Raw genomic sequence first — 25507 nt, forward strand, 5'->3', positions numbered from 1 at the left:
GGGTGGGCATCGGGCCCCGATGCGTGTTTATGGGCGGGCCGGGCGGGCCCCCCCCCCCCCCCCCCCCCCCGGGGCGGGGCCCCCCCCCCCGGGGGGGGGCCCCCCCCGGGGGGGGGGGGCCCCGCGCCGCGTCGTGCCGGGAGGTCTACTCCTCCAGGTGGTCGATCTGCCGCAGCTTGTTCGTCGCGTCCAGCGCGGCCACCTTGTAGGACTCCGCCAGCGTCGGGTAGTTGAACACCGCGTCGACGAGGTAGTCCACCGTGCCCCCGCAGCCCATCACGGACTGCCCGATGTGGATCAGCTCGGTGGCCCCCGTGCCGAAGCAGTGCACGCCGAGCAGGGTGCGGTCCACCGGGGAGACGAGCAGCTTGAGCATGCCGTGGGAGTCCCCGATGATCTGCCCGCGGGCCAGCTCCCGGTAGCGGGCGACGCCCACCTCGAACGGCACCCGGTCCTCGGTGAGCTGGTCCTCGGTACGGCCGACGAAACTGATCTCGGGGATGGTGTAGATCCCGATCGGCTGGAGGTTGTGCATCCGCCCGACCGGCTCGCCGCAGGCGTGATAGGCGGCCGCCCTGCCCTGCTCCATGGAAGTCGCCGCGAGGGCGGGGAAACCTATGACGTCACCGACGGCGTAGATGTGCTCCACCTCGGTGCGGTAGTGCTCGTCGACCTCGATCCGGCCCCGCGGGTCGGCCGCCAGTCCGGCCTTCTCCAGGTCGAGGCCGTCGGTGAGACCCTGCCGGCCCGCCGAGTACATCACGGTGTCCGCCGGGATCTTCTTGCCGCTCTCCAGAATGGTCAGGGTGCCGCGTGCGTGCCGCTCGACTGCGGCCACCGTCTCCCCGAACCGGAAGGTGACCGCGAGGTCCCGCAAGTGGTACTTGAGCGACTCCACGACCTCGACGTCGCACATGTCCAGCATGGCGGCCCGCTTCTCGACGACCGTCACCTTGCTGCCGAGCGCGGCGAACATACTGGCGTATTCCATGCCGATCACACCGGCACCCACGATGACCATGGAAGCCGGCACCCGCTCCAGCGAGAGCACGTTGTCGGAGTCCATGACGGTCCGCCCGTCGAACGCCACGGTGTCCGGGCGGGCCGGCCTGGTGCCGGTGGCGATGACGATGTGCTCCGCGCTCAGCCGCCGCTCCTGGCCGCCCGCGTCGTCGCGCAGGGCGATCGTGTGCGGGTCGGTGAAACGCCCGGTCCCGGAGTACAGAGCCACGTGGTTGCGGGAGAGCTGACTGCGTACGACGTCCACCTCGCGGCCGACCACGTGCCGGGTGCGCGCGGTCAGGTCGGCGACGGTGATGTCCTCCTTGAGGCGGTAGCTCTGCCCGTACAGATCGCGCTGGGTCAGGCCGGTCAGGTAGAGCACGGCCTCGCGCAGGGTCTTGGAGGGGACGGTCCCGGTGTGCAGGGAGACGCCCCCGACCATGTCGGGGCGGTCGACGACGGCGACCCGGCGGCCCAGCTTGGCCGCTGCGATGGCGGCCTTCTGGCCCCCGGGTCCGGATCCGATGACAAGCATGTCGAAGTCGGGCACGCTCGGGAGTCTGGCAGTACCCGGGCGTCGGACGGAAGGCCTCCGCACCGGGGAGATCGCCTCCCGCCGCCCCTCCCGCGCGCCGCACCCGGGACGGGGCCGCACGCAGCGACCCCACCGGCCCGAAGGCCCGAACGCCACGGGCCGCCGGACGCGCCCGGCTGTCCGCAGGCCTCGGCCCGCAGGACGCACCCGGCGGGCCGTACGCCTCGGCCCGCAGGACGCGCCCAGCTGTCCCGTACGCCTCGGCCCGCCGGAGACACCCGGCGGGCCGTGAGCCTCAGCCCGCAGGACCCGCCCGCGGCGCCGTCGCGCCCGGCCGGGCCCCCGTTGTCGTGTGGTCCCCGGACGTCCTACGGCAGCAGTTTCTCGATGGCCGCCGGCCCCTCCGTCTCCATCTTGCGGCGCGCCCAGTCGAGGTTCTTCGGAGTGACGTCCCTGCCCGCCGCCATCACCAGGTCCTCCGGTGTGACGTCCCGCGAGGGGGCGGTGTGGAGCAGGGCGTCCGGGGTGCAGTGGTCGTCGGACGACATGGACTCTTCAGGTGCTGACCTCGACATGATGCCTCCTCCTCGGTCCGGATGACCGCATCCGTGCCGGTGCCCCCGAACGGGGCACACTCTCACCATGGTCCGCCTCGGCGCACCCTGCATCCGGAGGACACCGGACGACGCCGCGGGGCGCCGCGGAACACCGGGGCGGGCCCGCACGCAGCGGGTGCCAGGCGCCTGCCCTGGCCGGTGGAGAACACTCCCCGAGAGGGGATGGCACTTCCGGCCCTCGGCCCGATCCACGACGGCCGGAGAGCCACCCCCCTAAGCTGGAAGCACCCCGCACCCCGTACCGGGAGGCCGCAGCGATGGCCGAGACGCCCTTCCAGCAGGACCAGTCCGGAGAGACCCGCTACCTGCCGATCGCCGAGCACGGCCTCATCGGCGACCTCCGCAGTGTGGCGCTGGTCGGCAGCAACGGCACCATCGACTGGTACTGCTGCCCCTCCTTCGACGCGCCCAGCGTCTTCGCCGCGGTCCTCGACGCCGAGCGCGGGGGCCGCTTCGAGCTGGCCGCCGCCGTACCGGCCCGGACCAAGCAGTTCTACTTCCCCGACACCAACGTCCTGATCACCCGCTTCTTCACCGAGGACGGGGTCGGCGAGGTGCAGGACTTCATGCCGGTCACCGCGGAGTCGTCCGGCGAGGACGGCCGGCACCGGCTGATCCGGCGGGTGGTCTGCGTACGCGGCACCGTGCCCTTCCGCGTCCTCGTCGCACCGCGTTTCAACTACGGCGCCGACCCCCACACGCTGAGCTGCCCGGACGACACCGTCGTCTTCGATTCCACCGACCTGTCCCTGGCGCTCACCGCCACCGTCGCCATGGAGTGCGACGGCCGGGACGCGCGCGCCGACTTCAAGCTCGGCGAGGGCGAGACCGCGGTGTTCGCGCTGGACCGCGTCGGCGACGTGGTGGCCCCGCGCGCGTGCGCCCACGCCGAGGCCGAACGCGAGTTCAACGCCACCGTCGACTACTGGCGCCGCTGGCTCCGCCAGTCCCGCTACCGGGGCCGCTGGCGCGAGATGGTGCACCGCTCCGCGCTCACGCTCAAGCTGCTCACCTACGCCCCGAAGGGCGCCATCGTCGCCGCGCCCACCACCAGCCTGCCCGAGCAACTGGGCGGCGAGCGCAACTGGGACTACCGCTACGTCTGGGTCCGCGACGCGGCGTTCGCCGTCTACGCGCTGCTGCGGCTCGGCTTCAGCGGCGAGGCCGAGGCGTTCATGAAGTTCCTGACCACGCACATCAGTCCGGGCGACGGCTCCCCCTCCGGCCCCCTGCAGATCATGTACGGCATCGACGGCCGCTGCGACATACCCGAGCGCGAACTGCCCCACCTGGAGGGCCACCAGGGCTCCGCCCCGGTCCGGGTCGGCAACGCCGCGGCCGACCAGCTCCAACTGGACATCTACGGCGCCCTGATCGACTCCATCTACCTCTACGACAAGTGGGCCCAGCCCATCTCCAGCGGCCAGTGGGACGACGTGTGCCACCTGGTGGACTGGGTGTGCGACAACTGGGACCAGCCCGACGAGGGCATCTGGGAGACCCGCGGCGGACGCAAGAACTTCCTGTACTCGCGCCTGATGTGCTGGGTGGCCGTGGAACGCGCCATCCGGCTCGCCAACCGGCGCGGGCTGCCCGCCGAGCTGGCCCGCTGGCGCAAGTCCCGCGACGCCATCTACCGGCGGATCATGGAGCGCGGCTGGTCGGAGCGGCGGCGCGCGTTCGTGCAGTACGAGGACGGCGACGTGCTCGACGCGTCCGTGCTGATGATGCCGCTCGCCAAGTTCATCGCGCCCACCGACCCCAAGTGGCTCTCCACCCTGGACGCCCTGTCCGAGGACCTGGTCTCCGACTCCCTCGTCTACCGCTACGACCCGCAGGCCAGCCCCGACGGACTACGGGGCGACGAAGGCACCTTCTCCATCTGCTCGTTCTGGTACGTCGAGGCGCTCGTACGCGCCGGACGCGTCGACGAAGCCCGGCTCGCCTTCGAGAAGATGCTCACCTACGCCAACCATCTCGGCCTGTACGCCGAGGAGATCGGCCGCACCGGGGAGCAACAGGGCAACTTTCCCCAGGCGTTCACCCATCTCTCGCTGATCAGCGCCGCGTTCAACCTCGACCGCGCCCTCGGCTGACCGCCGCCCCGGTCAGCGGAACCGCGAACTCGGCACCGGGCCGGCCGAGGTGAGGCGGGTGCGCGGTCCGTCCAGCCAGGTGTCCCGTACGGCCGTGACGAACGCGGTGAACGACTCGTCGGTGTCGGCGGAACCCTCACCGTCCCCGTCCCCGGCGCCGGGATCCGCCGCCGTGACCGAGGCGGCGATCTCCGCCTCCGGCCTGTCGTCGGCGGGTCCGCGCTCGACCCCGCCGTCCGCGCCCTGGCGCAGCTGCTCGCCCCAGGGGGCCACCACCGTCTGGTGCAGCAGTCCCACGCTGTCCGGCGTGACGGCCGGCGGGTCCGTCCAGTTGCCCGCGTGCTCGTGCAGCACCTGGCCCGGCACCCGTTCGACGAGCTGCTGCAGGGTCTCGGGGCCGTCGTCGTGGGCCGCCACCTCGTTGACGTCGTACGCGATCACCACCGTGTTCTGCCGGCCGGGCGCGAACGGCTCGGCGGGAAGGCCCAGCACCTCGGCCGCGGCGAGTCCCAGGACGCGCGAGTCGCGGTCGGGCAGCAGCGACACCGAGCGCGGCCGCACCCCGGCCGCCTCCAGCAGCGTCCGCAGCCGTGTGAGGCCGCGCAGGCACAGCGCGGGATCGTCCTGCAGCCAGGCGTACCGGCCGTTCATCCCCGCGTCGAGACCGAACGGGGAGACCGTGCCCAGCACGGTGCCGCCGAGCACGTACTGCCAGCCGCGCAGATCCGCCGTGTCGAGGGCGCCCGTTCCCTCGACGGCGGCCGCGCGGCCCAGCATCCGGCTCTGCCGGTCGCGCGGGGCCCGCCACTGCGGGTCCTGCGGGTCGTCGAGCAGCGCGTGGTGGTGCCGGGCCACCGCGAGGTCACCGGCCATGATCGCGTTGAACACCAGGAGATAGCGGTCGGGCCACTGCGTGAACCGGTCCTCGTGCCGGGCCAGTTCGGTCATCGCCTCGTGGTGGCGGCCCTCGTCCTCGTAGGCGGACACCAGCTCGCGCAGCACACCGAGCGAGTCCGGGCGGTGGCGCAGGGCCTCCCGCAGGGCGGGCACCGCCAGGTAGGACACGCCGCGCTCGACACAGGCGTACCCGAAGTCGTAGAGCGCGCGCGGCTCCCCGGGATCGCGGGCCAGACCGGCCGCCGCCTCGGCCAGATCCGTGAAGCCCGCCGTGTCCGCGGCCCGCTTCACCACCAGGGCCACCTCGTTCAGCGGCTGGTCCTCGCCGGCGGCCCGCAACTGCCGCAGCGCGCCCGGTACGTCACCGGACTCGAGGGATTCCCAGGCCTTGAGGAGTTCGGGGGACTTCGGACGTCGATTCCTGCGCGAGAACATGACGCAGAGCATCGCCTGTCACCTGATGTGTCCTCAACACATTTCCCGTCCGCAGGCGGCACCCCGCCGCCCTCACCCGGCCACCCTCAACCCGCCGCCCTCACCCCGGCGGTCCACTCACGGCAGCGGCTGCTCCGCCCAGATGATCTTGCCGGTGGGCGTGTACCGGGTGCCCCAGCGGTCGGCGAGCTGCGCGACCAGGAACAGGCCCCGGCCGCCCTCGTCGGTGCTCGCCGCGTACCGCAGATGCGGCGAGGTGGTGCTGTGGTCGGACACCTCGCAGATCAGCGAGCGGCCGCGCAGCAGCCGTACGCCGATCGGACCGCGCCCGTAGCGGATGGCGTTGGTGACGAGCTCGCTCAGGATCAGCTCCGTGGTGAACGACAGCTCGTCGAGGCCCCACTCGGACAGCTGACGGGTCACCGCGGCCCGCACCTGCGCGACGGCCGCCGGATCCGACGGCACCTGCCAGTGCGCCACCCGGTCGGCACCGAGGACATGGGTCTGCGCCACGATCAGCGCGACGTCGTCGCGGGGCCGGGCCGGGAGCTCCTCCAGCACCGCCCGGCAGGTGTCCTCCGGCGAGGCCCCGGCCGTACGGCTCAGCGCGTCCCGCAGCAGGTCGAGACCCTCGTCGATGTCCCGGTCCCGGTCCTCCACCAGCCCGTCGGTGTACAGCACCAGCCGGCTGCCCTCCGGCAGCTCCAGATCGACGGTCTCGAACGGCAGCCCGCCCAGCCCCAGCGGGGGACCGGCGGGCACGTCCGGGAACTCCACGCTGCCGTCGGGGTGCACGACGGCGGGCGGCGGATGACCGGCCCGCGCGACGGTGCACCGCCGGGACACCGGGTCGTACACCGCGTACAGGCAGGTCGCCCCGGTGACCGCGGCCGCGCCGTCCGCCGGGGTCTCGTCCTGGTCGATGCGGCCCACCAGCTCGTCCAGCAGACCGAGCAGTTCGTCCGGCGGCAGATCGAGCGAGGAGAAGTTGTGCACGGCCGTGCGCAGCCGGCCCATCGTCGCCGCCGCGTGCAGACCGTGCCCCACGACGTCCCCGACCACGAGCGCGACCCGCGCGCCGGACAGCGGCAGCACGTCGAACCAGTCGCCGCCCACACCCGACTGCGCCGGCAGATAGCGGTAGGCGATCTCCAGGGCGTCCTGCTCGGGCAGCGTGCGCGGCAGCAGACTGCGCTGGAGCGTCACCGCCAGACTGTGCTCGCGGGTGTACCGGCGGGCGTTGTCGATGGACACGGCGGCCCGCGCGACCAGCTCCTCGGCGAGCTCCAGTTCCTCCGCGTCGAACGGCTGCGGCTTCTCCGCCCGCCAGAAGGTCGTCACCCCGAGGACCAGACTGCCCGCCCGCAGCGGCACGGTGATCAGCGAGTGGATGCCGTAGCCGATGATCTCCTCGGTGCGCTCCAGGTCCTGCGCCTGCCACCCCGGCGCGTCGCGCAGCCGGGGCACCACCTCCGACTGCCCGGTCGTCAGACTGCGGTCCTGCGGCGAGGTCGGCACGAAACGGATGCGCTCGCCCACCGGATACAGCGGCGCGTCCTTGCGGACACCGGCGCAGGCCGTCCGCAGCAGCGCGGTGCCCGGTCGCGGCTCCTCGCCCTTCAGCACCGTCTCGTACAGGTCCACGGTCGCGAAGTCCGCGAACCGGGGCACCGCCAGCTCGGCCAGCTCCTGCGCCGTGCGGGTCACGTCCAGGCTGGTCCCGATGCCCACCCCGGCGTCGTACAGCATGTTCAGCCGCTCGCGTGCCACCTCGGCGCGGCCGGAGAGGGCGCGCAGCTCCGTGGAGTCGCGCAGGGTGGTGACGCTGCCCGGCGGGCCGCCGCGCAGGTCGGTGGGGCGCTGGTTGATGGCCAGCAGCCGGTCCTTGACCAGGTGGACCTCGTCGGTCGCGATCCGGCCCGAGGCCAGCAGCCCGGCCGTCTCGTCGTCGAGCCCCAGATCCAGCACGTGCCGCAGCTCGGCGTCCTCGGGCAGGCCCAGCAGCCGGTGCGCCTCGTCGTTGGCCAGCAGCAGCCGGCCGTCGCCGCCCACGATCAGCACACCCTCGCGCACCGCGTGCAGCACCGCGTCGTGGTGTTCGTACATCCGGGTCATCTCGTACGGCCCGAGCCCGTGCGTCTGCCGCAGCAGCCGCCTGCTGACCAGGGCGGTGCCCGCGGTGGCCAGCACGAGTGCCGCGGCCGCCGAGGTGAGCAGCAGGGGCAACTGCTGGTCGGCGGTGCCGCCGACGTGCGCGGTGGTGATGCCCGCCGACACCAGACCGACCACCATGCCGGCCTTGTCCTTCACGGGCACCACGACCTGCACCAGCGGGCCTATCGTCCCGTTGATCTGCTCGACGACCGTCCCGCCGGCCACGGCCGGTCCGATGGTGCCGACGAACTTCTTGCCGATGCGGTCCGGTTGGGGGTGCGTGTAGCGGATGCCGTCGGTGTTCATCACCACGACGAAGTCCACCCCGGCCGACTTGCGGGCGGCCTCGGCGGACGGCTGGAGCAGCGCGGTCGGATCGGGTGTGCGCAGAGCCGCGGCCGTACCGGGTGCGTTGGCGAACGACTCGGCCACGGCGAGCGAACGGTTGCGGGCCTCCACGCTGCTGTCGTGCCGCACCTGGAGCACCTGCGCCACCACGGCCGAGACGACCAGCAGCAGCACGATCACCACCTGGAGCAGGAACACCTGCCCCGCCACGCTGCGCCCGGTCACCGCCGCCCGCAGCATCCCGGGCCTGCTCTCGTCCGCCGCGCTCCTGCCCGGCTGCGGTGCGCCCGCGGAGGCATGGCGGTGCCCGAACGGACGGAGCGGCCGCGTGTCGGGCCGGCCGGGCAGTCGCACCATGTGCCCATGTCTACACCGCCGGGCCCCGACAGGCGAGGGCGTTGTGCGAGAGACAGGTGTGAAGTCGGTGACGCGTGTGCATCGCCGGTGCGGCCGAGGCCGCCCTCGCCGCCACGGCCGGCGTCCCCGTCGCCGGCCGACGCGCGTGCCGCTACGCGCGTCACCCGTCCCCGTCGTCCGGGTCGTCCCTTCGCGCCATGCCTCTCACACCACTGCCGCACCCGAGTGGCAGGACCGCGCACCGGCTCCTAGTAATGGTGTGCGTAACGCCGCGTGCCGCACTCGGGGGTGTTGGTGCGGTCGCATCCTTCTCCAGGAGCCGAGATGAACACCCGCTCTTCCGCCCTTTGCCCCGACGACCCCGCCATACCTCCGGCGACAGCCCCCACGGCCGTCGCCACAGCCTCCCCCGATCCCGACCCCGACGCCGAGCCCGACTCGGATCCCGCCCCCGAGGCCGGATTCCGCCCCGCAGCGCCCCCGGAACAGCAGGCCGAGGCTCCGCGCGCGGACCAGGACCCCTACGGGGATCCGCTGCACGGTCTGCTCCACACGGCCGTCGCCGACCGTCCGCTGGAGGACGTGGTCCAGCTCATCACCCTGCTGGAGAGCTCCCCGGAACAGGCCCCGGCCACGGCCGACGCGCTGCGCGCCGCCGGAGTCGACCGTTCCGTCGAGGACGTCACCCGTCTGGTCACCCTCCTCGCCGGCCGCTCCAGCGGCACCGAGAGCGCGAATGTGGCGATCCGCGCCGCCGCCCAGCACCGACCGGTGGACGAGGTCTCCCAGCTGATGGCGCTGCTGCACCGCACCCCCGTGGAGCCGCACTGCGGGCGCGCGGCCGTCGAGGCGGCGGCCGTCAGCCGCCCGGTCGAGGAACTCGCCGAACTGATCGGCCGGCTGTCCGCCGGACGACCGCAACCGGGCACCACCGACCCGCCGCCGCCCGCCGCGGCTCCGCCCGCACCGGCCGCCGCAGCCACCGCCGGAACCCCGTCCGCGGCCCCCGCGGGGTCCGGGTCCCCGCCCGCCGCCGCGGCGCCCGCGACACCGGCCGCACCGGCCCCGAAGACCCGGGCTCCGGAGGCGGCGCCCGAGGCGGTGCCCGTGGCGGGACGGCCGCCCGCGGCGGTCCTGTGGATCGCCCGCGCGGCCGCGCTGACGGTCTTCCTGTGCGGGGTGGCGCACGCCCCGCACGCCTGGACCGGGCTGTCCCACGGCGTCCTCGCGGCCACCCTCCTCGCGTCCGGGTCCTGTCTGCTCCTCGCACTGGCGCTGCTCGTGCGCGCGGTGCAGATACGGCTGGTGGCGGCCACCGTCACGCTGGTCGTGACGGCGTCCCTCGCCGCCACCCAGGTGCTCGGCGGACGCTTCGGCCTGCCGGACCCCGCCGGGCCCGCGACGGCCATGCTCGCCCCGCCCGGCATCGCGGGCACGGTCGCCGCGGCGGCCGCCCTCGCGGCACTGGTGGTGCTGCTGACCGCCCTCACGACGGCCAACTCCCGCCGGAGCGAGGGCCGCTGATCCGGCGGAACGCCGAGCCGCAGAGCCGGCGGGACGCTGAACCGCAGAGTCTGCGGGACGCCGAGTCGCCGTGCCGCCGGGTCAGCGGGACGCCGAGCCGATGACTCAGCGGGACGCCGCGTCGACCGGACGCAGCACCAGGTGACCGTCCACCCGGCCGGCCACCATGGCGAACGGAAGGGTGTCCACCTCCAGGCACATGGACACGTCCTCGGGGTGGACACCCTCCCAGCCCAGCCGCACCCCCTCGGCGAGCCGCCCGGCGCCCCCGGAGCGCCGGGCCCGCTCCACGTAGGGGGCCGGGTCGACGACGGGGGCCGCGTCGGTACCGGCGCCGTCCGGTGCCGCGAGGGCCGCGATGTACTGGGCGCAGGCGAGGTCCTCCTCCGCCCGGCCGCCGTCCCCGGTCACCACGAAGGTCACCGCCTCCGGCCGGGCCCGCCGCAGCAGTTGTGCCGTCGCCCCGGCCACCGCGAAACTCGCGCACAGCAGCAGCCGCGCGTCCGCGACGGCCAGTGCCCCCGCCGTTCCGGCCGCCGTCTTCTGTACGACGGTACGGCCGCGCACATCGAGGGAGCGCAGCAGAGCGGGCGAGTTGGCCAGGTCGAAGCCGGGCACCGGCGGGCCGTCCTGGAAGGCCAGCCAGTCGCCGTGCCGGGACTTGAGCCGCAGCGCCTCTTCCTGAGTGGCGGCGAAGACGATCCTCTCCGCGCCGCCCCGGAACGCCCAGGCGGCCACGGTGAACGCGCGCATCACATCGACGACCACGGCGACCTCGGGTGCCCTTGGCGCGTCAGCGATCCCTGTGTAGGTGGGCTGCATCGCTCCATGATGCGCCGCGCGGCGACCGCCGGTACGGACTTTCCCGGCCAGGACCGGCCGGGGGCCTCACGCGTCGTCGGCCCAGACCTTGCCGGACTCGGGCTCGGACGGCAGCGGGCGCGGGGCGCGCATCGTGCGCAGGGCGAGCAGCAGGACGCCGATGTCGTCCAGGTAGACGGGGTCGGGGAGCAGGTCGGTCGGCAGGACGAGGTACAGGACCGCGCCCCAGAACACCCAGCGCGGACCCGTGGGCAGGCCGGCCCGCCGCAGACTGCGCCGGGCGCGCACCAGCCGTATCAGCAGGCCGACGGCGACCGCCAGCACCAGAGCGGCGACGACACCGCCGATCACCAGCAGGGTCGTGGTGGAATCCATGCGGCCTCCTGGCTCGCCGTCGGTCGGTCCGTACCGGCCGACGGGCCCGGTCCGGTGAAGGGTTCCGGACCGGCTACGACGGCCGGTCCTTGTCGTCGTGCCCGGGGCCGTCGTGCTCCGCCTCGTCACGGCCGGTTCCGGGCGGACCGTCCGGTGACCCGCCCACCGACGTGGACGAGGACGCGGACGGTGACGCGGCCGGGGGCAGTGCGGGTGGTGACCCCTTGTTCGTGAACCTGAGCCTTTCGAAGGTACGCGTCAACTGCTGCAGCGGGGACTGTGCCCGCGCACCGGGCCGCTGCTGGGGGAGGGCCGCGGCGGAGGACGTCTCACGATAGGCGGCCAGGGCCTCGTGGGCGTCCTCGGCGGCCTGCCGGTACAGGTCCCGCGACCTGGTCATGGCCTCCAGCGCCTCGGCGTACCGCGCGACGCGCTCCCGTTCGCGCTCCAGCTGCTCCTGGAGCGTCAGCAGGGTCCAGTTGTCGCGCAGGTCCGACAGCGCCGCTTCCAGGCTGTGCGGCATGGGGCGGCGCAGGGCGGCGAAGTGCCGTACGGCGTCCAGGAGTTCGGTCGGCTCGGAGCCGTCGAGGAAGACGCTGCGCACGCAGTGGTCGCGGGCCTCGTACCCGTCCGGCGCGGGGTCCGGCGGCAGCAGGACGGCGCCGCCCCGCGGCACCTCGACACCGAGGGCCTTCAGCGCCCAGTTGACGGCCCGGAACTGCTGCGGCGCGGCCCGGTGCTCCAGCACCCGGTGCCGCAGCGACGGCGGGAGGAGCCGCGCGAGCGGCAGCCGGCCGTCCTCGTCCGGCGTCATCGCCTCGTGCACGACGAGGTTGACGCACCAGGCCTCGCGGGCCGCTTCCCGCAGCCGCCGACGCATCTCCTTGTCGTCCTCGGGCAGGTCGTTGACCTCCCGGAAGCGCAGGTCCTCGACGGTGGGATGGTGGTCCCAGTCGCCGTCGTAGCCCAGCGGCGTACCGCCCTCGGGCCAGAACACAGTGGCGGGAGAGGGCCAGGCCTCGTCCCACGGGCGCTCCGCCTCCGCGACGAGCGTCCACTCGTGCTCTCCCAGCCGCCGCTGCCGGGGTACGAGGGTCAGCCGCGCCCGGACCGTGACCCCGTCGCCGACCCGCCATCGGGCCTCGTGGATCCGGTCGGCCGATCCTTCGGGCGCGGAAGGCTCGGCGAAGTCGTCGATGTCCCCGCTCTCCTTGCGGCGGCGCAGGGTACGGCGGACGACGTCCTCGGTGGCGGGACCTGTGTGACGGCCACGTGCCGCCCAGACGGTCTGCGGGATGGTGGCGCGGTCGGTGGCGGAGTTCGACATGAGCCAATCTGCTGATGGGGGCGGGTGCGCCTTCCAGTATCACCCATCGCCGACCGGAGCTCCGGGTGCCCCCACGGGTGTCGGAGGCACGGGCGCGCGCACGGTCGGCCGGGGCCGGAGCACACGGCGCGGGATGACGCTCAGGGGCGCACGCCCGGGGCGTGCGCCCGTTTTCGGGGCGCCTGGGCAGGCTCCGGGTACCGGGCGGCGAGCCGGCGGGCACGGTCGGCCGGACGCCTGCCGCGACGCGGTGGACCGGGCTTCCGCACCAGTCCACCGCGAGTCCGTCACAGGATCTCCCACAACTCTTCGGTGAATCCACCGACCGTCTTCCCGTCCGCTTTTCCGACCGCCTTCCCGTCCGCCTTCCCATCCGCGTCCGCGTCCGCGCCGGTGGCTGGTGGCCGGCTTCTCAGGTGCGCCTCGCACGGACTGCGGGGGAGCGGGGGCGGCAGGGAGAGCGGGGGCGGCACGGAGGGGGCGACATGGCTGACCCCGGCAGGCCACGAGACGGGCATGCCGGGGTCGGGGGCCGGCCCCGTAGGGGCCGGGGGGATCAGGCTCCGCTCTCGCGCAGCATGTCCTCACGCTCGACGATCTTCACGCGCTCGCGGCCCTGGGGCTCGCCCAGCGCGCGCTCCGCGGCGTCCAGCCTGTACCAGCCCTCCCAGGTGGTGAAGCGCACGTTCCGCTCGGCCAGGAAGGCGTCGACGGCCTCCGGGGCCGGCGAGGCGGGCGTGTGCAGCCTGCCGTTCGCGAAGTCGTCCAGGAGGTTGGACACCGTCTCGTTGGCGTCACCCTTGGTGTGGCCGATGAGGCCGATGGGGCCGCGCCGGATCCAGCCGGTGACGTACGTCGACTGCAGGTGCGTGCCGCCCTCCTCGACGACCCGGCCGCCCTGGTCCGGGACGGTGCCCGACTCCAGGTCCCAGGGGAGCTTGGGGAGCCTGTCGGAGAGGTAGCCGACGGCGCGGTAGACCGCGGTGACGTCCCAGTCCTTGAACGCGCCGGTGCCCTTGACGTTGCCCGTGCCGTCGAGAGCGGTGCGCTCGGTGCGCAGGCCCACGACCTTGCCGTCCTCGCCGAGGATCTCGGAGGGGGACTCGAAGAAGTGCAGGAACAGCTTGTGCGGGCGGTCGCCGGTGTCCCGGATCGCCCAGTTCTCGAGGGTCTTGGCGACCATGTCGGCCTGCTTGTTGCCGCGCCGCGTCTCGATCGAACCCGCGTCGTAGTCGATGTCCTCGGGGTCGACGATGACCTCGATGTTCGGGGAGTGGTCCAGCTCGCGCAGCTCCATCGGGCTGAACTTCGCCTGCGCCGGGCCGCGGCGGCCGAAGACGTGGATCTCCAGCGCCTTGTTGGCCTTCAGCCCGTCGTGGACGTTCGCCGGGATCTCGGTCGGCAGCAGCTCCTCGGCCGTCTTGGCGAGGATGCGCGCCACGTCGAGCGCGACGTTGCCGACGCCGAGCACGGCGACCTTCTCGGCCTCCAGCGGCCAGGTGCGCGGCACGTCCGGGTGGCCGTCGTACCAGGACACGAAGTCCGCGGCGCCGTAGGAGCCGTCCAGCTCGATCCCGGGTATGGACAGCTCGCGGTCGGCCGTCGCGCCGGTCGAGAAGATCACCGCGTCGTAGAAGGCGCGGAGGTCGTCGATGCTGATGTCGGTGGGGTAGTCGACGTTGCCGAACAGACGGATCTGCGGCTTGTCGAGCACCTGGTGCAGGGCGGTGATGATGCCCTTGATGCGCGGGTGGTCGGGGGCCACGCCGTACCGGATCAGGCCGAACGGAGCGGGCATCCGCTCGAAGAGGTCGATGGACACGCCGGGGTCGGCGGCCACCCCGGACTTGAGCAGGGCGTCGGCGGCGTAGATCCCGGCGGGGCCGGCTCCGACGATGGCTACCCGCAGGGGGCGCGACATGATCAGGTTCCCTTCGAGCGTGAACAGGCGACTCGAACAGGAAGCCTAAACTAAGGCAGTCCTAAGTAACTATGCGGGTCCGGTTCGTCGCGTCACGCGTCGATCTTGCGGGCGGCTCGGCGCCCGCTCGGGCCGCCCCGGGAGCCGCGCCGGCTGCTCCGGCACCCGACCGGTCGGTCGGCCCGGCGCAGCGCGGTCGGCCTAGGTGGCGGACCGGTCCGGCGGACACCTGACCGGTCGGTCGTGGGTGTGGGTGCGGGTGCGACCGAGGCCGTGAGCGTCCCGCTCCCGCCGGGCCTCACGCGGGACGGATCACCCGGTGGATGGCCTGCTCGCCCGCCCCGTACATCGACTCCTCGCGGATGGTCGCCCCCGGGCCCGGCGCGTGGATCATCATGCCCTCGCCCACGTAGAGGCCCACGTGCCGGTCGTCGTCGAAGAACAGCACGAGATCCCCGGGCTCGATGCCCGCGAGGGTCATCGGGGCACCGCCGAGGGCCTGCTGGGCCGCGCTGCGGGGCAGCGTCACCCCGGCCGCCCGCCACGCCCCCTGGGTGAGGCTGGAGCAGTCGTAGGAGTCAGGACCGGTCGCCCCCCAGACACAGGGCTTGCCGAGCTGCGCCCGAGCGAACTCGATGGCCTTCGCCGCGCGACCGGCGTGGGTCGACTCGGGAGAGGGCGCCGGGACGGCGAAGGACCCGGTGTCGCCGGGGCCCGCGTGCGGCGGCATCGGCACACCGGGGGTACCGAGGGAGAAGGACCCGGTGTCGGTCCACGGGGCGGCGGCCGACGGGAGCGGGAGGCCGCCTGTGTCGGCGGGGGACGCGGGGACGCCGGGTACCGCGTAGGACCCGGTGCCGGCCGCGGACGCGGGGATGCCCGGGGTCGCGAAGGATCCCGTGCCGGCCGGGGAGGCGTACGCGCCCGGGGCCGGGAAGGAGCCGGTGTCGGCGGGGGAGCCGGGGATGCCCAGGGCCGCGAAGCCACCGGTGTCGGCGGGTGAGGCAGGGGTCGCGGTGGGCGCGGGAGTGCCGGGGGCCGCGTAGGACCCCGTATCGGGAGACGAGGTGTACGCCCCCAGGGTCGCGAAGGAGCCCGTGTCGGCCGGTGAGGCAGGGGGCGCGGGTACGCCGGGGACCGGGTAGGACCCGGTGTCGGCAGAGGAGGCGTAGGCCCCCAGGGTCGCGAAGGAGCCCGTGTCCGCCGGGGAGGCAGGGGGCGCGGGAGTGCCGGGGGTCGCGTAGGACCCCGTACCGGGAGAGGAGGCGTACGCCCCCGGGACCGCGAAGGAGCCGGTGTCCGCCGGGTTCGGGAGGGCGGCGAACGCCCCGGTGTCGGTGACCGGGGGCATCTGCGCGGGTTCCGTGTACGCGGGGTACGCGAAAGAGCCCGTGTCGGTCAGGGGGTCCGGCGCGGCGGCGCCGGGGAAGGCGGGCGTGTTCCGCCGGGCCATCAGCTCGCGCGCGGTGCCGAGCTTGCGCTGGTTGCGTGCCTTGAATTCCGCGGGGGAGGGGCGCCGCAGACCCGCGGGAGCGGTGGGCAGCGGCGCCGGAGCCTGTACGGCGGCCTCCTGCGCGGCGGGCAGCGCCGCGACCGGCAGCACCGCGGTCTCGGCCAGGCCGCCCGCACCCTCCGGGAGCCGCACGGGCGGCAGTTCCGCGAGCGGGCCGCCCCCGAGCGCCCCCGCGCCGGCCGCCTCCACGGCGAGCCGTGGCCGGGCGTCCTGGGCCGACGTGGCGCCGCCGGTGAGCTCCGGCAGCGCACGCGGCCCCGGCAGCCCGGGCAGTCCGAGAGGTCCGTTCTGACCGCCGGGTCCGGAAGGCAGCGCGGGCAGCTCCGCCGGCGAGGGCAGCGGCAGCGCACCGGGACCGTCCGCGTCCCCGCGGGACGGGAGCTCCTGAGGCGCCGGCAGCCGGTCGGCCGGGAGCACCGCGGCCACCGTCGGACCGAACGACGCGCGGGCCGCGTCGAACCACTGCTTGGTCACCGCGTCGAGAGCGGGGTCCGTGCGCTGTGCCGACCGCCGTGCCGGCGCGGCGTCGCGCCTGCGCGTCGCCGCCGACCTCGCGCGGGTCGCGTTGAAGTTCCCCGTGTCGTTCTCGGCCCGTGCGTAGAGGGAGTCGATCCGCTGCCGAATCTCGTCGGGGTTCTCCGGCGCCATGGAAGATGCGCTCCTTCCTCGCCCCGCAGGGCAGTTGGGCCGGAACCCGGAATCGGTCCTCCGTCCGGTGCGCCGTTGCGGGCCGACTGGAGGGAGCCGGGGTGGCCTGGCGTCAACCTAGCCAACTTGTGTCCCTGGTGTGAAGGTTGGCGGGCGGAATGTCCGATACGTATTTGTGATGTTCGTTGCGGCGTTCGAGCGGGCACACTGGTGCGCCGCTTCCGGACGGCCGCGTCCCCGCGGTCGTAAGGCCCCGCTACCGTGAGGCGGCGCGGGCGGTGTGACCCGGTTCTCCTGTGAGGTCGCCGTGAATTCGCGATGCGGTTGAACACCGCGGCCACACCGTACGTATGGGGGCGGGGAGTTCCATGCCCATACCCCGACCGACCACGAGACGCAGGGGAACGACCTTGGAACGCAACAGGCGCAGACGTCCGACCGGCGCGCGGCGCGTGACCCTCGCCGCGATCGCCCTGATGCTGGGCGGAGGCGGCCTGGTCGCGGCGAACGTCTACGCCTCGGCCTCCGAAGGCGGCTGGGGCGACGGACAGCCGGGATCCGGGACGGCCGGTCAGGTCAGGTCCGCCGGCATGGCCACGATCGACTGCCCCGACGTCGGCAGCCGGCTGACCGAGGTGCCGGACGCGGCCCGCGCGGACGTCGACCGTGAACTCGCCCAGCTCGACCAGCAGATCGCCGCGGCCTACCAGCAACTCCAGCAGTCGGCGCAGGCGGTGCGGGAGAACCCCGCCGCGGCCGACGGTCCGATCATGAACCCGCTCAAGGACCGCAGGACAGCCGCCATCGGGCGCATAGCCGACGCCATCGACCGCGCCGGAGACCGGCCCGAGGGGCTCGAAGCCCTCGCCGCCTGCCGACTGCGCCCCGCCGAGGGCGGAGCGGCGACCGGTGATCCGGGAAGCGGCGGCGGAGAGGCAGGACAGGGTGCGGCCACGGCCGCACCCGGCGGGGGAGCCCAGTCGGGCGGCGCCCAGGGCCAGAACGGCGCCGGCCAGGGCGGCAACGGCCCCGTCGCCTCCGACTACACGGACATCACCGCCGTACAGCCCGACGTGCCGAAGCCGCAGCAGCAGGCCGGTGCCTCGCGCGGCACCTTCACCTCCGCCTGCGGCGTCAACGCGAACGGCCTGTTCAACTCGGACAACGTGATCGTCGCGCCCGGAGTCTCCAACGGCGCGCACCACTTCCACGACTACGTCGGCAACCAGTCCAACAACGCCTTCGCCGGCGACGACGACCTGGCGAAGGCGGACACCTCCTGTGTGGACCGCGGCGACAGATCGACGTACTACTGGCCCGTCCTGCGGCTGCAGAACGGCAAGCAGGAGCGGGACGCCGGAGCACCGGGCGGCGGAACGGAGGGCAACGCCGGCCAGATCGTCACCCCCAAGGAGGTGACCCTCACCTTCGTCGGCAACCCGCGCTCCAAGGTCACCGCGATGCCGAGGCTGCTGCGCATCATCACCGGTGACGCCAAGGCCTTCGTCAACGGTCCCGGGAACGCCAACGCCTCCTGGAGCTGCACCGGTTTCGAGGACCGGCAGCTCAAGGACAAGTATCCGCTGTGCCCTGCCGGCAGCGACGTCGTCCGCACCTTCCGCTTCCAGAGCTGCTGGGACGGCCGGAACATCGACAGCGCCAACCACCGCACCCATGTGGCCTTCGCCGCCGCCGACGGCTCCTGCGCCCCGGGCTTCGAACCCGTCCCGCAGCTCGTCCAGCGCATCGTCTACGACGTCCCCGCCCCGAGCGTGAACGACGGCGGGCGGACGGTCCCGCTGTTCGCGGTGGACTCGTTCCCCGAGCAGCTCCACAAGCCCGTCACCGACCACGGCGACTTCATCAACGTCTTCGACGACGGCCTGATGCGCGAGATGGTCGACTGCATCAACTCCGGCCGTACGTGCGGGGCCCGCGGCGGTGACGGCTCCGGTGGTACGAGCGCCCCGAGCGCCGATCCGGGCACGCAGGCCCCGCCCGCGGCGACGGCGTCCGCGTCCGGCGCGGCCGAGGAGCCGAGGACCGACGCGACCACCCGCCCCGCGGACACGGCAGCCCCCTCGCACACGAGCCGCCCCGCCCCCTCGGACAAGCCCGCCGCGACCTCGCGCCCGGCCGGCACGGACAGGCCCGCGAACACCACCAAGCACGACGGGAAGGCCGGGCACGGCGGCGGCGACGACCGGTCCGGCACGACCGCCGCGCCCGCCGGGAACGCCACGGCCGCTCCGAACGCCTCCAGCGCCGCGAACACCGCCTCCGCTCAGGCCGGTTCAGGTGGCGAGGCCGGTCTGCCCACCCCGTCCGCGTCGCCCTCGGCCGCGGTCACCGGCGGCGGCGCGCCCCCGCCCGCACAGACCGGACCGCAGGCGGTGCAGGGCGGGCTCGCCGACACCGGCGCCCACCTGTGGCCCGCCGCCATCGGCGTCCTGCTCGCCCTGTCGGGCCTGATCATGCTGCTCCGGGCCAGGCGCATGCGGTACTGACCCGCACCGCGCCGGGAGCCGGCAGTCCGCGGCGGCCCGCCCTTCCCGGGGCGGGCCGCCGCGGGCCGTGCGCGAGGTGACCCCTGCGTCCACGACACCCGGAACCTCTACGGCACACGCAATCTCTCCGGCACCCGCAACCTCTACGGCACCCGCATTGTGCGCTTGGCGAGTTCGTACGCCGGCAGCATCGCCTTGTGCTCCTCGGTGTCCAGCCCGCCGAGGTGCACCACGACCGGACCGCCGGGGGTGCTGACGGCGAAGGCCGTCTCCTCCTTGCTCTCGTCGAGGAGTTCGCTGGTGACGAGGTAGCGCACCTCCACGCCGGACCGTCCGCCGCCCAACTCGACGGCGTGGTAACGCTCCTTGCTCACACCGTCCTCGGCGTCGACGAACCCGCGCAGCACCGCGCGGGCGTCGGTGCCACCGGACTTGCCGGTCCACACGCGCAGAAAGCCGAGGTGTCCGGCGGGCTTGGCGTCGATCTCGCAGGCGGCGGTCACCGGCCCCTGGCGCAGCAGGCTCTCGGCGAGCGCGCCCGAGACATCGTCCCCGGAGCCACCGGCCGCCTTGGACAGTTCGGCCCCGGCGTCGATCCCCTTGGCCTTCCAGCCCTCGGCGACGTCGAACCGGACGGGCAGTTCGCACGGCGAGCCGGCACCCCCGACCGTGCCCCCGCTCGCCGCCGCCCTGCCCTCTGCCGCCCTGCCCTCTGCCGCCGTGCCCTTCGCGTCGGCCGACGCCCTCGCGGACGGCTTCTTCGAGTCCCCGTCGCCGTCGGCGGACTGCGCGCAGCCGCCCAGCACGGCCGCGAGCACCATCACCCGGACCGCACCGCCCCATACGGACCCCACCCTGACCTGCACTGCCCTCTCCCTCCCGCTCGGGCGGTCACTGTAACCGGCGGCTCCGACACCGTCGTACGGCGACGACCCGGCGGAGTCGCACGCGGGCGGCGCGCCCTCGCGCGACCGGGGAAGCGGTCCCTAGCCGTCGCGCCGGCAGTGCAGGAACAGGTGCGGTTCGGGTACGGCGTCGGGGTGAACGGGGGAGAACAGCGCGTGCTCCTCGGCGAGCACGGTCAGCCCGGCCCCGGTCGCCAGCCGGGTGAAGCCCGCGGCGTCGAAGCTCGTCACCCGCACCGGCTGGCCCATGAACACCGCGTCGACGGCCTCGATGTCGATCGGCACGGTGGCCAGCACCGCGAGGCCACCCGGCCGCAGCGCGCGCGCCAGCCGCGCCACGACCGCCGACTGCTCCGCGCGGGTCATCTGGAGCAGGGAGAAATACACGCACACCGCATCGAACGAGTCGTCCTCCAAGGGCAGTTCACGGATGTCGGCGAGCTGGAAACGGGCCTGCGGCACCTGGCGGGAGGCGACCTCGGTCATCACCGGGGACACGTCGACGCCCAGCACGTCGTGCCCCGCCCCGGCCAGGGTCCACGCGGTCGGGCGGCCCGTGCCGCTGCCCACGTCCAGTACCCGGCTGCCGGGCGCCAGCCGGTCCAGCAGCCAGTCCAGTGAGGCCCGGTGCGCCTCGGAGGAGGCGAAGGCCTTCTCGTAGTCGAGGCCCAGTGCGTCGAACACCACGGCGGCCGGCACCCGGCGATCGTCCTCGGTCAAGACGGCTCCTCCCGTAACCCGTGCAGGTGCCGGGCATCGTCGCACCCCGGGTCCGCGCGCCACAACGCCTCGCCGCTGCCGACACAGCTTCCCGCTGATGCCGCTGCGGCTGCCGATGCCGCTGCCGACACCGCTCCCGCCGCCCGTGCCCCGGACCTCGTTTGCGGGGCGAGGCGCCCGCAGGGCAGGGTGCGGGGCGTGCCTACCTTGCTGATCGTGCATCACACGCCCTCGCCCACCTGCCAGGCGCTGTTCGAGGCCGTCGTCGCGGGTGCGACCACCCCGGAGATCGAGGGCGTCCGCGTGGTCCGGCGCGCGGCGCTGTCCGCCACCGCCTCCGACGTCCTCGCGGCCGACGGCTACCTCCTCGGCACCCCGGCGAACCTCGGCTACATGTCCGGCGCCCTCAAGCACTTCTTCGACCAGATCTACTACCCCTGCCTGGACGAGACCCGGGGCCGTCCCTTCAGCTACTACGTGCACGGCGGCAACGACGTCACGGGTGCCGTCCGCGCGATCGAGTCGGTCACCACCGGCCTCGGCTGGCGGCGTGCCGCCGACGCGGTGACCTTGACCGGCGAGGCCGGGAAGGCCGACACCGAGGCCTGCTGGGAACTGGGCGCCACCATCGCGGCCGGACTCGCCGAGGGCTGAGGGCTGAGGGCTGAGGGCTGAGGGCTGAGGCCGCCGTCCGCGCGGCCACCGGAGTGATCCTGGCGCGTGCGTTCGAGGTCACCGGCGTGGACCGGACGCCTGTTCGGCACATGCTCTGTTAGTTCTGTTCGTGTGCTTGTAGGACATTTACGGGCTTCTGGTCGTTCCCCGGGGACCTGGGGGCGCCGTACCGCCCTGCTGCTGTCCCTGTTCCTCGCCGCGGCGGGCGGACCGGCCGGTCCGGCGTCCGCCGACGGCGCGGGCGCGCACGGGCTGGTGCTGGCGGTCGCGGTCGACACCCGCCCCGGCACGGGTGCGACGCGTCCGGGCATCCGGGTCGGACACGGGTTGGTGAAGACGTACCAGCTCACCAACCGCACCGGAGCCGACCTCCATGACGTCCGGATCACCGACCCCGAACTGCCCGCTGCCGCGGTCCGATGCCCCGGCGGCCTCGCGTACGTGCCGATGCTGCGCGGCCTCACCTCGGTCAGCTGCGCGGCGCGCACCGTCGCCCGGCCCGGCTTCCGGATCGCCGACGTCCGGGCGGTGGGCCGGATCCCGGCCCTGCGCGCCGAGTCCCGTGCCGTCGCCCGCGCCGGATACCGCGGCGTCGGCGGGCGGGTCGGCCTGTCGGAGACGGTCCGGACGCCGCGCGTGACCCGCGCGGGCTGGACCGCCCCGGGCGCGGCCGCCCTCCCGGCGACGCGAACCGCACGTGCGGCCGGTCCGGCCCGTGCGGCCCGTCCGGTCCGTGCTGCACGTGTCGCACGTGTCGGCCGGGGTGCCCGGTGGCCAGGTCCGGTGCGCGCGCCTCTGACGCGCTCCGCCGCGGCCCACGGCGGTGCCACCGTGTTCTACGACGTGACCAACCCCGGCGACCGACGGGTCTACGACCTCCGCCTCACCGACCCCGTCCTCGCGCCGCCCCGCATCGACTGTCCCGGGGGCGGCCCCGTCGTGCCAGCGCTGGACCCGGGCCGGTCCGTGCGGTGCGTGGCCGAGGTGCGGCGGTCCCCGGGCACCTATCGCAGCGCGGGACGGGTCGTGGGGACCGACCGGACGCGCACTCTTCGGCCGGACGGCACTCTCGAACCTCCGCCTCCGCTGACGGCCGGTGCTTCCGGGACCTTCACCCTGCGGGCCCCGGCACCCCAGACAGCGCCGGCCCCGGGCACCCCGCGAGCCCCCGCGCCTCCGCCCGTCGACGCACCTCCGGCGGGCCCGCCGGGCTCGCCCCCCGTCCTGCCGCTGCCCCCGGGCGCCGTGTTCCCGCCCGCCCCCGCACTCCCGCCCGCCGCGGGCACGGCCCCCGCCCCCGCGCCCGCTCCCGGCACGGCGGCGGGTTCGGCCGCCGGGACGGGTACGACCACGGGCGCCGCCGGAGCCGCAGCCGCCGCCGGTACGACCACCGGAGCCGGAGCCGGAGCCGGAGTCGGTGCGGGTGCGGGTGTCGGTGCCGGAACGACCGCGGGCGCGGCGGGAACGGGTGGCGCAGGCGGGACTGGCGGGACTGGCGGCGCAGGCGGATCCGGTGGTGGCGCCGGGGGCGTGACCGGCGGTCAAGGCGACGGGGCTGCCGGGCAGGAGACGGGAGGTCGGACGGGTGCCGGTGACCCCGCCGGGCAGCAGCCTGCCGACTCGTCGGCGGAAGGGGACACCACGGCGGGCCTGCCCACGGGCGGCGGGACCACCGCAGGCACCTCTGCCTCCGGCGACGGAACCCTCGGCCGCTCGGGCGACGGCCTTGCGCCGCCGGGGTCGTCGACCACAGGCCGGTCGGACTCGGGCCGGTCGGACGCGGGCAGGCCGGACTCCGGCGGCTCGGACCCGGGTGAGTCGGCCTCAGGACGCCAGGCCGCCCCCGCCGTTCCCCCGTTCCCCCGGCGCGCCCCCTCCCTCATGGCCCGCTTCCTCCGCCCCGACGGGGACCCGACCGGGCTCGGGCTGCTCACCGTGCTGTTCCTGATGCTGATCCCCGCGGTCGTGGCCGCCGTGCTGCTCGGCTCGCGGAGGATCCGCTCGTAAGCCCCCACGCGCCCGCGACGCCCCCCGCATCCCCTAGCCCCCCTCAAGCGCACCGCCCCCTCAAGCCCCGAGCCCACCCCCAGACCCCGCCGTGTGCAGCGAGACGACAGGAGCCCGAGCCCGTGATCGAGACCTTCGCCGTCGTTCTGGGGGTGGCACTCGTGGCCGCCGGTGTCGTGATGGCCCGGCACCGGTTCTGGCCGCCGGGTCCGGACGAGGAGCCGCGCGAGGACGTGGCCGAGTACATCTCCATGATGGTCGGCGTGCTCTACGCCCTGGTCCTGGGGCTGGCCATGGTGTCCGTGTGGGAGATCCGGTCCGGGGCCGAGAGCCATGTCCGGACCGAGGCGAGCGCCGCGCACCAGATCCTGATGCTGTCCTCCGGACTCCCCGCGCCCGAGGCGAGGCGGACCCGGGGCGCGGTGGACGCGTACGTGCACCACGTCGTGTCCGCCGAATGGCCGGCCATGCGGGACGGGGACCTGTCCGGCCAGGAGGGCTGGGCCCTGCTGGACACGGTCCGGGCCTCGGGCGGCGTCCCGGCCGACGCCACCCCGGCCCAGCAGGCCACGCTGCAGGAGACCCTGGCCCAGCTCAGTGTGCTGGACGACGCCCGGCGCGGCCGGGAAGCCGATGTGGGCGACGGCCTGTCGCCCGTCCTGTGGTTCGGCCTGATCGTCGGCGGGGTGCTCACCGTGGCCTTCATGTTCATGTTCGGGGTGCGACGGAGCGCCACCCATGTGGTGATGGTGATGGGCCTGACGGCGCTCATCACCTTCACCGTGCTGCTGGTCTACCAGCTCAACCAGCCGTTCGACGGCCTGTTCGCCGTCGACCCGACCCCCTTCACCCGCTACTTCCCGGACGTCTGACCCCGCCCGGGTCCACCTGCCGCCGCGCAGCGACGCGCCGCTCGTCCGGCCAGCGCACGTCGTGCGCCCAGCCCCAGCGCTCGAAACGGGCGATCAGCCACGCCGTGAGGTCCGGCTGCCCGTCCAGGGCGCCGTGCCGGGCGCTGGCCGGTTCGGCGTGGTGGAGGTTGTGCCAGCCCTCGCCGAAGGTCAGCAGCGCCACCCAGCGCACGTCGCGGGACTGGTCGCGGGTCGCGTAGTGCCGGGTGCCGAAGGCGTGCGCCACGGAGTTGACGGACCAGGTGACATGGTGGACGAGCGCGTACCGCACCAGGCTCGCCCAGAAGAAGGTGACGGCCGCCGCCCGCGGGTCGCCGGTGCCGGCCAGGACGAGCAGCGGGGGCAGCCCCAGGGAGACGGCGACGGCCACCGGATAGCAGCGGTCCAGGCGGCGTACGTCCGGGTCGGCGAGCAGGTCGGGGGCGTAGCGCGGATAGTTGGCGCGCACCGGCGAGGACGAGAACCAGCCCACCTGCGCGTGCCAGAGCCCTCTGAGCAGGGCCCTGCGGGAGGTGCCGTACTTCCAAGGGGAGTGCGGGTCGCCGTCCCGGTCGGCGTACTGGTGGTGGCGCCGGTGCTCGGCCACCCACATGGTGACCGGCCCTTCCATGGCCAGGGAGCCCGCGATCCCGAGGGCGATCCGCAGTGGCCGCGCGGCCTTGAACGACAGGTGGGTGAAGTGCCGGTGGTAGCCGGCGGTGATGCCCATGATGGACAGCGCGTACATCCCCGCGCCGAGGGCCAGGTCGTACCAGCGCGGGCCCCAGCCGGCCATGAGGGCGGCCGGCAGCGCCACGCCCAGGACGGCCAGCGGTCCCACGACGAGCATGAGCAGATAGCCGGTGCGCAGCGGAACGCTCACCGGGACGGTGTCGGGCAGCGGGGTGCGTAGCCCGTTCGGGTGATCGGCGGACGTGGTCACCGCGCACCTCGCGCGCGGTGGACCGGGCAAGTGGAAGGGGTCATGTGCGGCGATTATGCGGCTGCCATATGCCATGGACCGTCAGGCGCGCACGGCCGTACGGACCTGGCGCACGTGCTCTACCTGGATGGATGAAGGTGCGGGCGCGCCACGACTGCCCGACGATGGGACCGTGGCCGCGTCCCCTCCGGACGCGTTCGCCCCTTCGCGAAGGCCCGGCCGCGTGCACGGCCGCCTCTCATCCGCCCCGTCCACGACCCTCCTCCCGCGTCCGCTTCCCGTCACTCCT

18 protein-coding genes are annotated in these 25507 nt (G+C 74.2%); 6 read left to right on the forward strand and 12 right to left on the reverse strand.

All coding sequences use genetic code 11. The features are described 5' to 3' along the window. Positions 1-145 precede the first annotated feature (145 nt). On the reverse strand, positions 146-1552 hold the full coding sequence (gene sthA / locus ACIPRD_RS08965) for a Si-specific NAD(P)(+) transhydrogenase (RefSeq protein ID WP_401561389.1): 1407 nt from the start codon (positions 1550-1552) through the stop codon (positions 146-148). A 353-nt stretch (positions 1553-1905) separates the two neighbouring features. Continuing rightward, complete coding sequence (locus ACIPRD_RS08970; protein WP_356404958.1) at positions 1906-2112, reverse strand: hypothetical protein; 207 nt, start codon at positions 2110-2112, stop codon at positions 1906-1908. Positions 2113-2411: 299 nt separating this feature from the next. On the opposite strand from ACIPRD_RS08970, the gene ACIPRD_RS08975 reads away from it, so the two are divergent. Continuing rightward, positions 2412-4250 carry a glycoside hydrolase family 15 protein gene (locus tag ACIPRD_RS08975; RefSeq protein ID WP_356404960.1) on the forward strand — a complete coding sequence of 613 codons (1839 nt, stop codon included), beginning with the start codon at positions 2412-2414 and terminating at the stop codon, positions 4248-4250. Positions 4251-4262: 12 nt separating this feature from the next. Here the strand turns inward: ACIPRD_RS08975 and ACIPRD_RS08980 are convergent, their stop codons facing one another. Both ACIPRD_RS08980 and ACIPRD_RS08985 read right to left on the reverse strand, forming a co-directional pair. Next, a complete protein-coding gene (locus tag ACIPRD_RS08980) occupies positions 4263-5582 on the reverse strand; it encodes a tetratricopeptide repeat protein (RefSeq protein WP_401561394.1) in 1320 nt (439 codons plus the stop codon). Between the two features lie 117 nt (positions 5583-5699). Continuing rightward, positions 5700-8441 (reverse strand): SpoIIE family protein phosphatase, encoded by a 2742-nt coding sequence (locus tag ACIPRD_RS08985; RefSeq protein WP_401561397.1) that lies wholly within the window; start codon positions 8439-8441, stop codon positions 5700-5702. Between the two features lie 324 nt (positions 8442-8765). Between ACIPRD_RS08985 and ACIPRD_RS08990 the strand changes: the two genes are divergently transcribed. After that, positions 8766-9965 (forward strand): hypothetical protein, encoded by a 1200-nt coding sequence (locus tag ACIPRD_RS08990; RefSeq protein ID WP_401561399.1) that lies wholly within the window; start codon positions 8766-8768, stop codon positions 9963-9965. 105 nt (positions 9966-10070) lie between these two features. Here ACIPRD_RS08990 and ACIPRD_RS08995 read toward each other — a convergent pair whose 3' ends face one another. The 5 genes from ACIPRD_RS08995 to ACIPRD_RS09015 form a co-directional block, all read right to left on the reverse strand. After that, complete coding sequence (locus ACIPRD_RS08995; RefSeq protein ID WP_401561402.1) at positions 10071-10787, reverse strand: 2-phosphosulfolactate phosphatase; 717 nt, start codon at positions 10785-10787, stop codon at positions 10071-10073. Positions 10788-10853: 66 nt separating this feature from the next. Beyond that, a complete protein-coding gene (locus ACIPRD_RS09000; protein ID WP_356404968.1) occupies positions 10854-11162 on the reverse strand; it encodes a YkvA family protein in 309 nt (102 codons plus the stop codon). A gap of 73 nt (positions 11163-11235) precedes the next feature. Then, positions 11236-12489 carry a hypothetical protein gene (locus ACIPRD_RS09005; RefSeq protein WP_401561404.1) on the reverse strand — a complete coding sequence of 418 codons (1254 nt, stop codon included), beginning with the start codon at positions 12487-12489 and terminating at the stop codon, positions 11236-11238. A 556-nt stretch (positions 12490-13045) separates the two neighbouring features. Next, positions 13046-14410 (reverse strand): FAD-dependent oxidoreductase, encoded by a 1365-nt coding sequence (locus ACIPRD_RS09010; RefSeq protein ID WP_356404972.1) that lies wholly within the window; start codon positions 14408-14410, stop codon positions 13046-13048. Between the two features lie 298 nt (positions 14411-14708). Then, positions 14709-16571: an NlpC/P60 family protein gene (locus tag ACIPRD_RS09015; RefSeq protein WP_401561407.1), complete on the reverse strand. Its 1863-nt coding sequence runs from the start codon at positions 16569-16571 to the stop codon at positions 14709-14711. A 476-nt stretch (positions 16572-17047) separates the two neighbouring features. Here ACIPRD_RS09015 and ACIPRD_RS09020 point away from each other — a divergent pair, with 476 nt between their 5' ends. Further along, positions 17048-19078: a DUF1996 domain-containing protein gene (locus ACIPRD_RS09020; RefSeq protein WP_401561907.1), complete on the forward strand. Its 2031-nt coding sequence runs from the start codon at positions 17048-17050 to the stop codon at positions 19076-19078. 143 nt (positions 19079-19221) lie between these two features. Here the strand turns inward: ACIPRD_RS09020 and ACIPRD_RS09025 are convergent, their stop codons facing one another. Both ACIPRD_RS09025 and ACIPRD_RS09030 read right to left on the reverse strand, forming a co-directional pair. Further along, entirely contained in the window at positions 19222-19944 is a 723-nt protein-coding gene (locus tag ACIPRD_RS09025; RefSeq protein ID WP_401561411.1) for a lipoprotein, read from the reverse strand. A 120-nt stretch (positions 19945-20064) separates the two neighbouring features. Continuing rightward, positions 20065-20703, reverse strand: coding sequence for a class I SAM-dependent methyltransferase (locus ACIPRD_RS09030; RefSeq protein ID WP_401561413.1), 639 nt, complete (start codon positions 20701-20703; stop codon positions 20065-20067). Positions 20704-20901: 198 nt separating this feature from the next. Between ACIPRD_RS09030 and ACIPRD_RS09035 the strand changes: the two genes are divergently transcribed. The 3 genes from ACIPRD_RS09035 (at position 20902) to ACIPRD_RS09045 (ending at position 24257) form a co-directional block, all read left to right on the forward strand. After that, positions 20902-21357 carry a flavodoxin family protein gene (locus ACIPRD_RS09035; protein WP_401561416.1) on the forward strand — a complete coding sequence of 152 codons (456 nt, stop codon included), beginning with the start codon at positions 20902-20904 and terminating at the stop codon, positions 21355-21357. A gap of 132 nt (positions 21358-21489) precedes the next feature. Next, positions 21490-23385 (forward strand): hypothetical protein, encoded by a 1896-nt coding sequence (locus tag ACIPRD_RS09040; RefSeq protein ID WP_401561419.1) that lies wholly within the window; start codon positions 21490-21492, stop codon positions 23383-23385. Between the two features lie 122 nt (positions 23386-23507). Beyond that, a complete protein-coding gene (locus ACIPRD_RS09045; RefSeq protein ID WP_401561421.1) occupies positions 23508-24257 on the forward strand; it encodes a hypothetical protein in 750 nt (249 codons plus the stop codon). Here ACIPRD_RS09045 and ACIPRD_RS09050 read toward each other — a convergent pair. After that, on the reverse strand, positions 24232-25218 hold the full coding sequence (locus tag ACIPRD_RS09050; protein ID WP_401561423.1) for an acyl-CoA desaturase: 987 nt from the start codon (positions 25216-25218) through the stop codon (positions 24232-24234). The two genes, ACIPRD_RS09045 and ACIPRD_RS09050, sit on opposite strands and share 26 nt — an antisense overlap. Between the last annotated feature and the right edge of the window lie 289 nt (positions 25219-25507).

Source organism: Streptomyces sp. NPDC090108 (assembly GCF_044747185.1).
Lineage (GTDB): Bacteria > Actinomycetota > Actinomycetes > Streptomycetales > Streptomycetaceae > Streptomyces.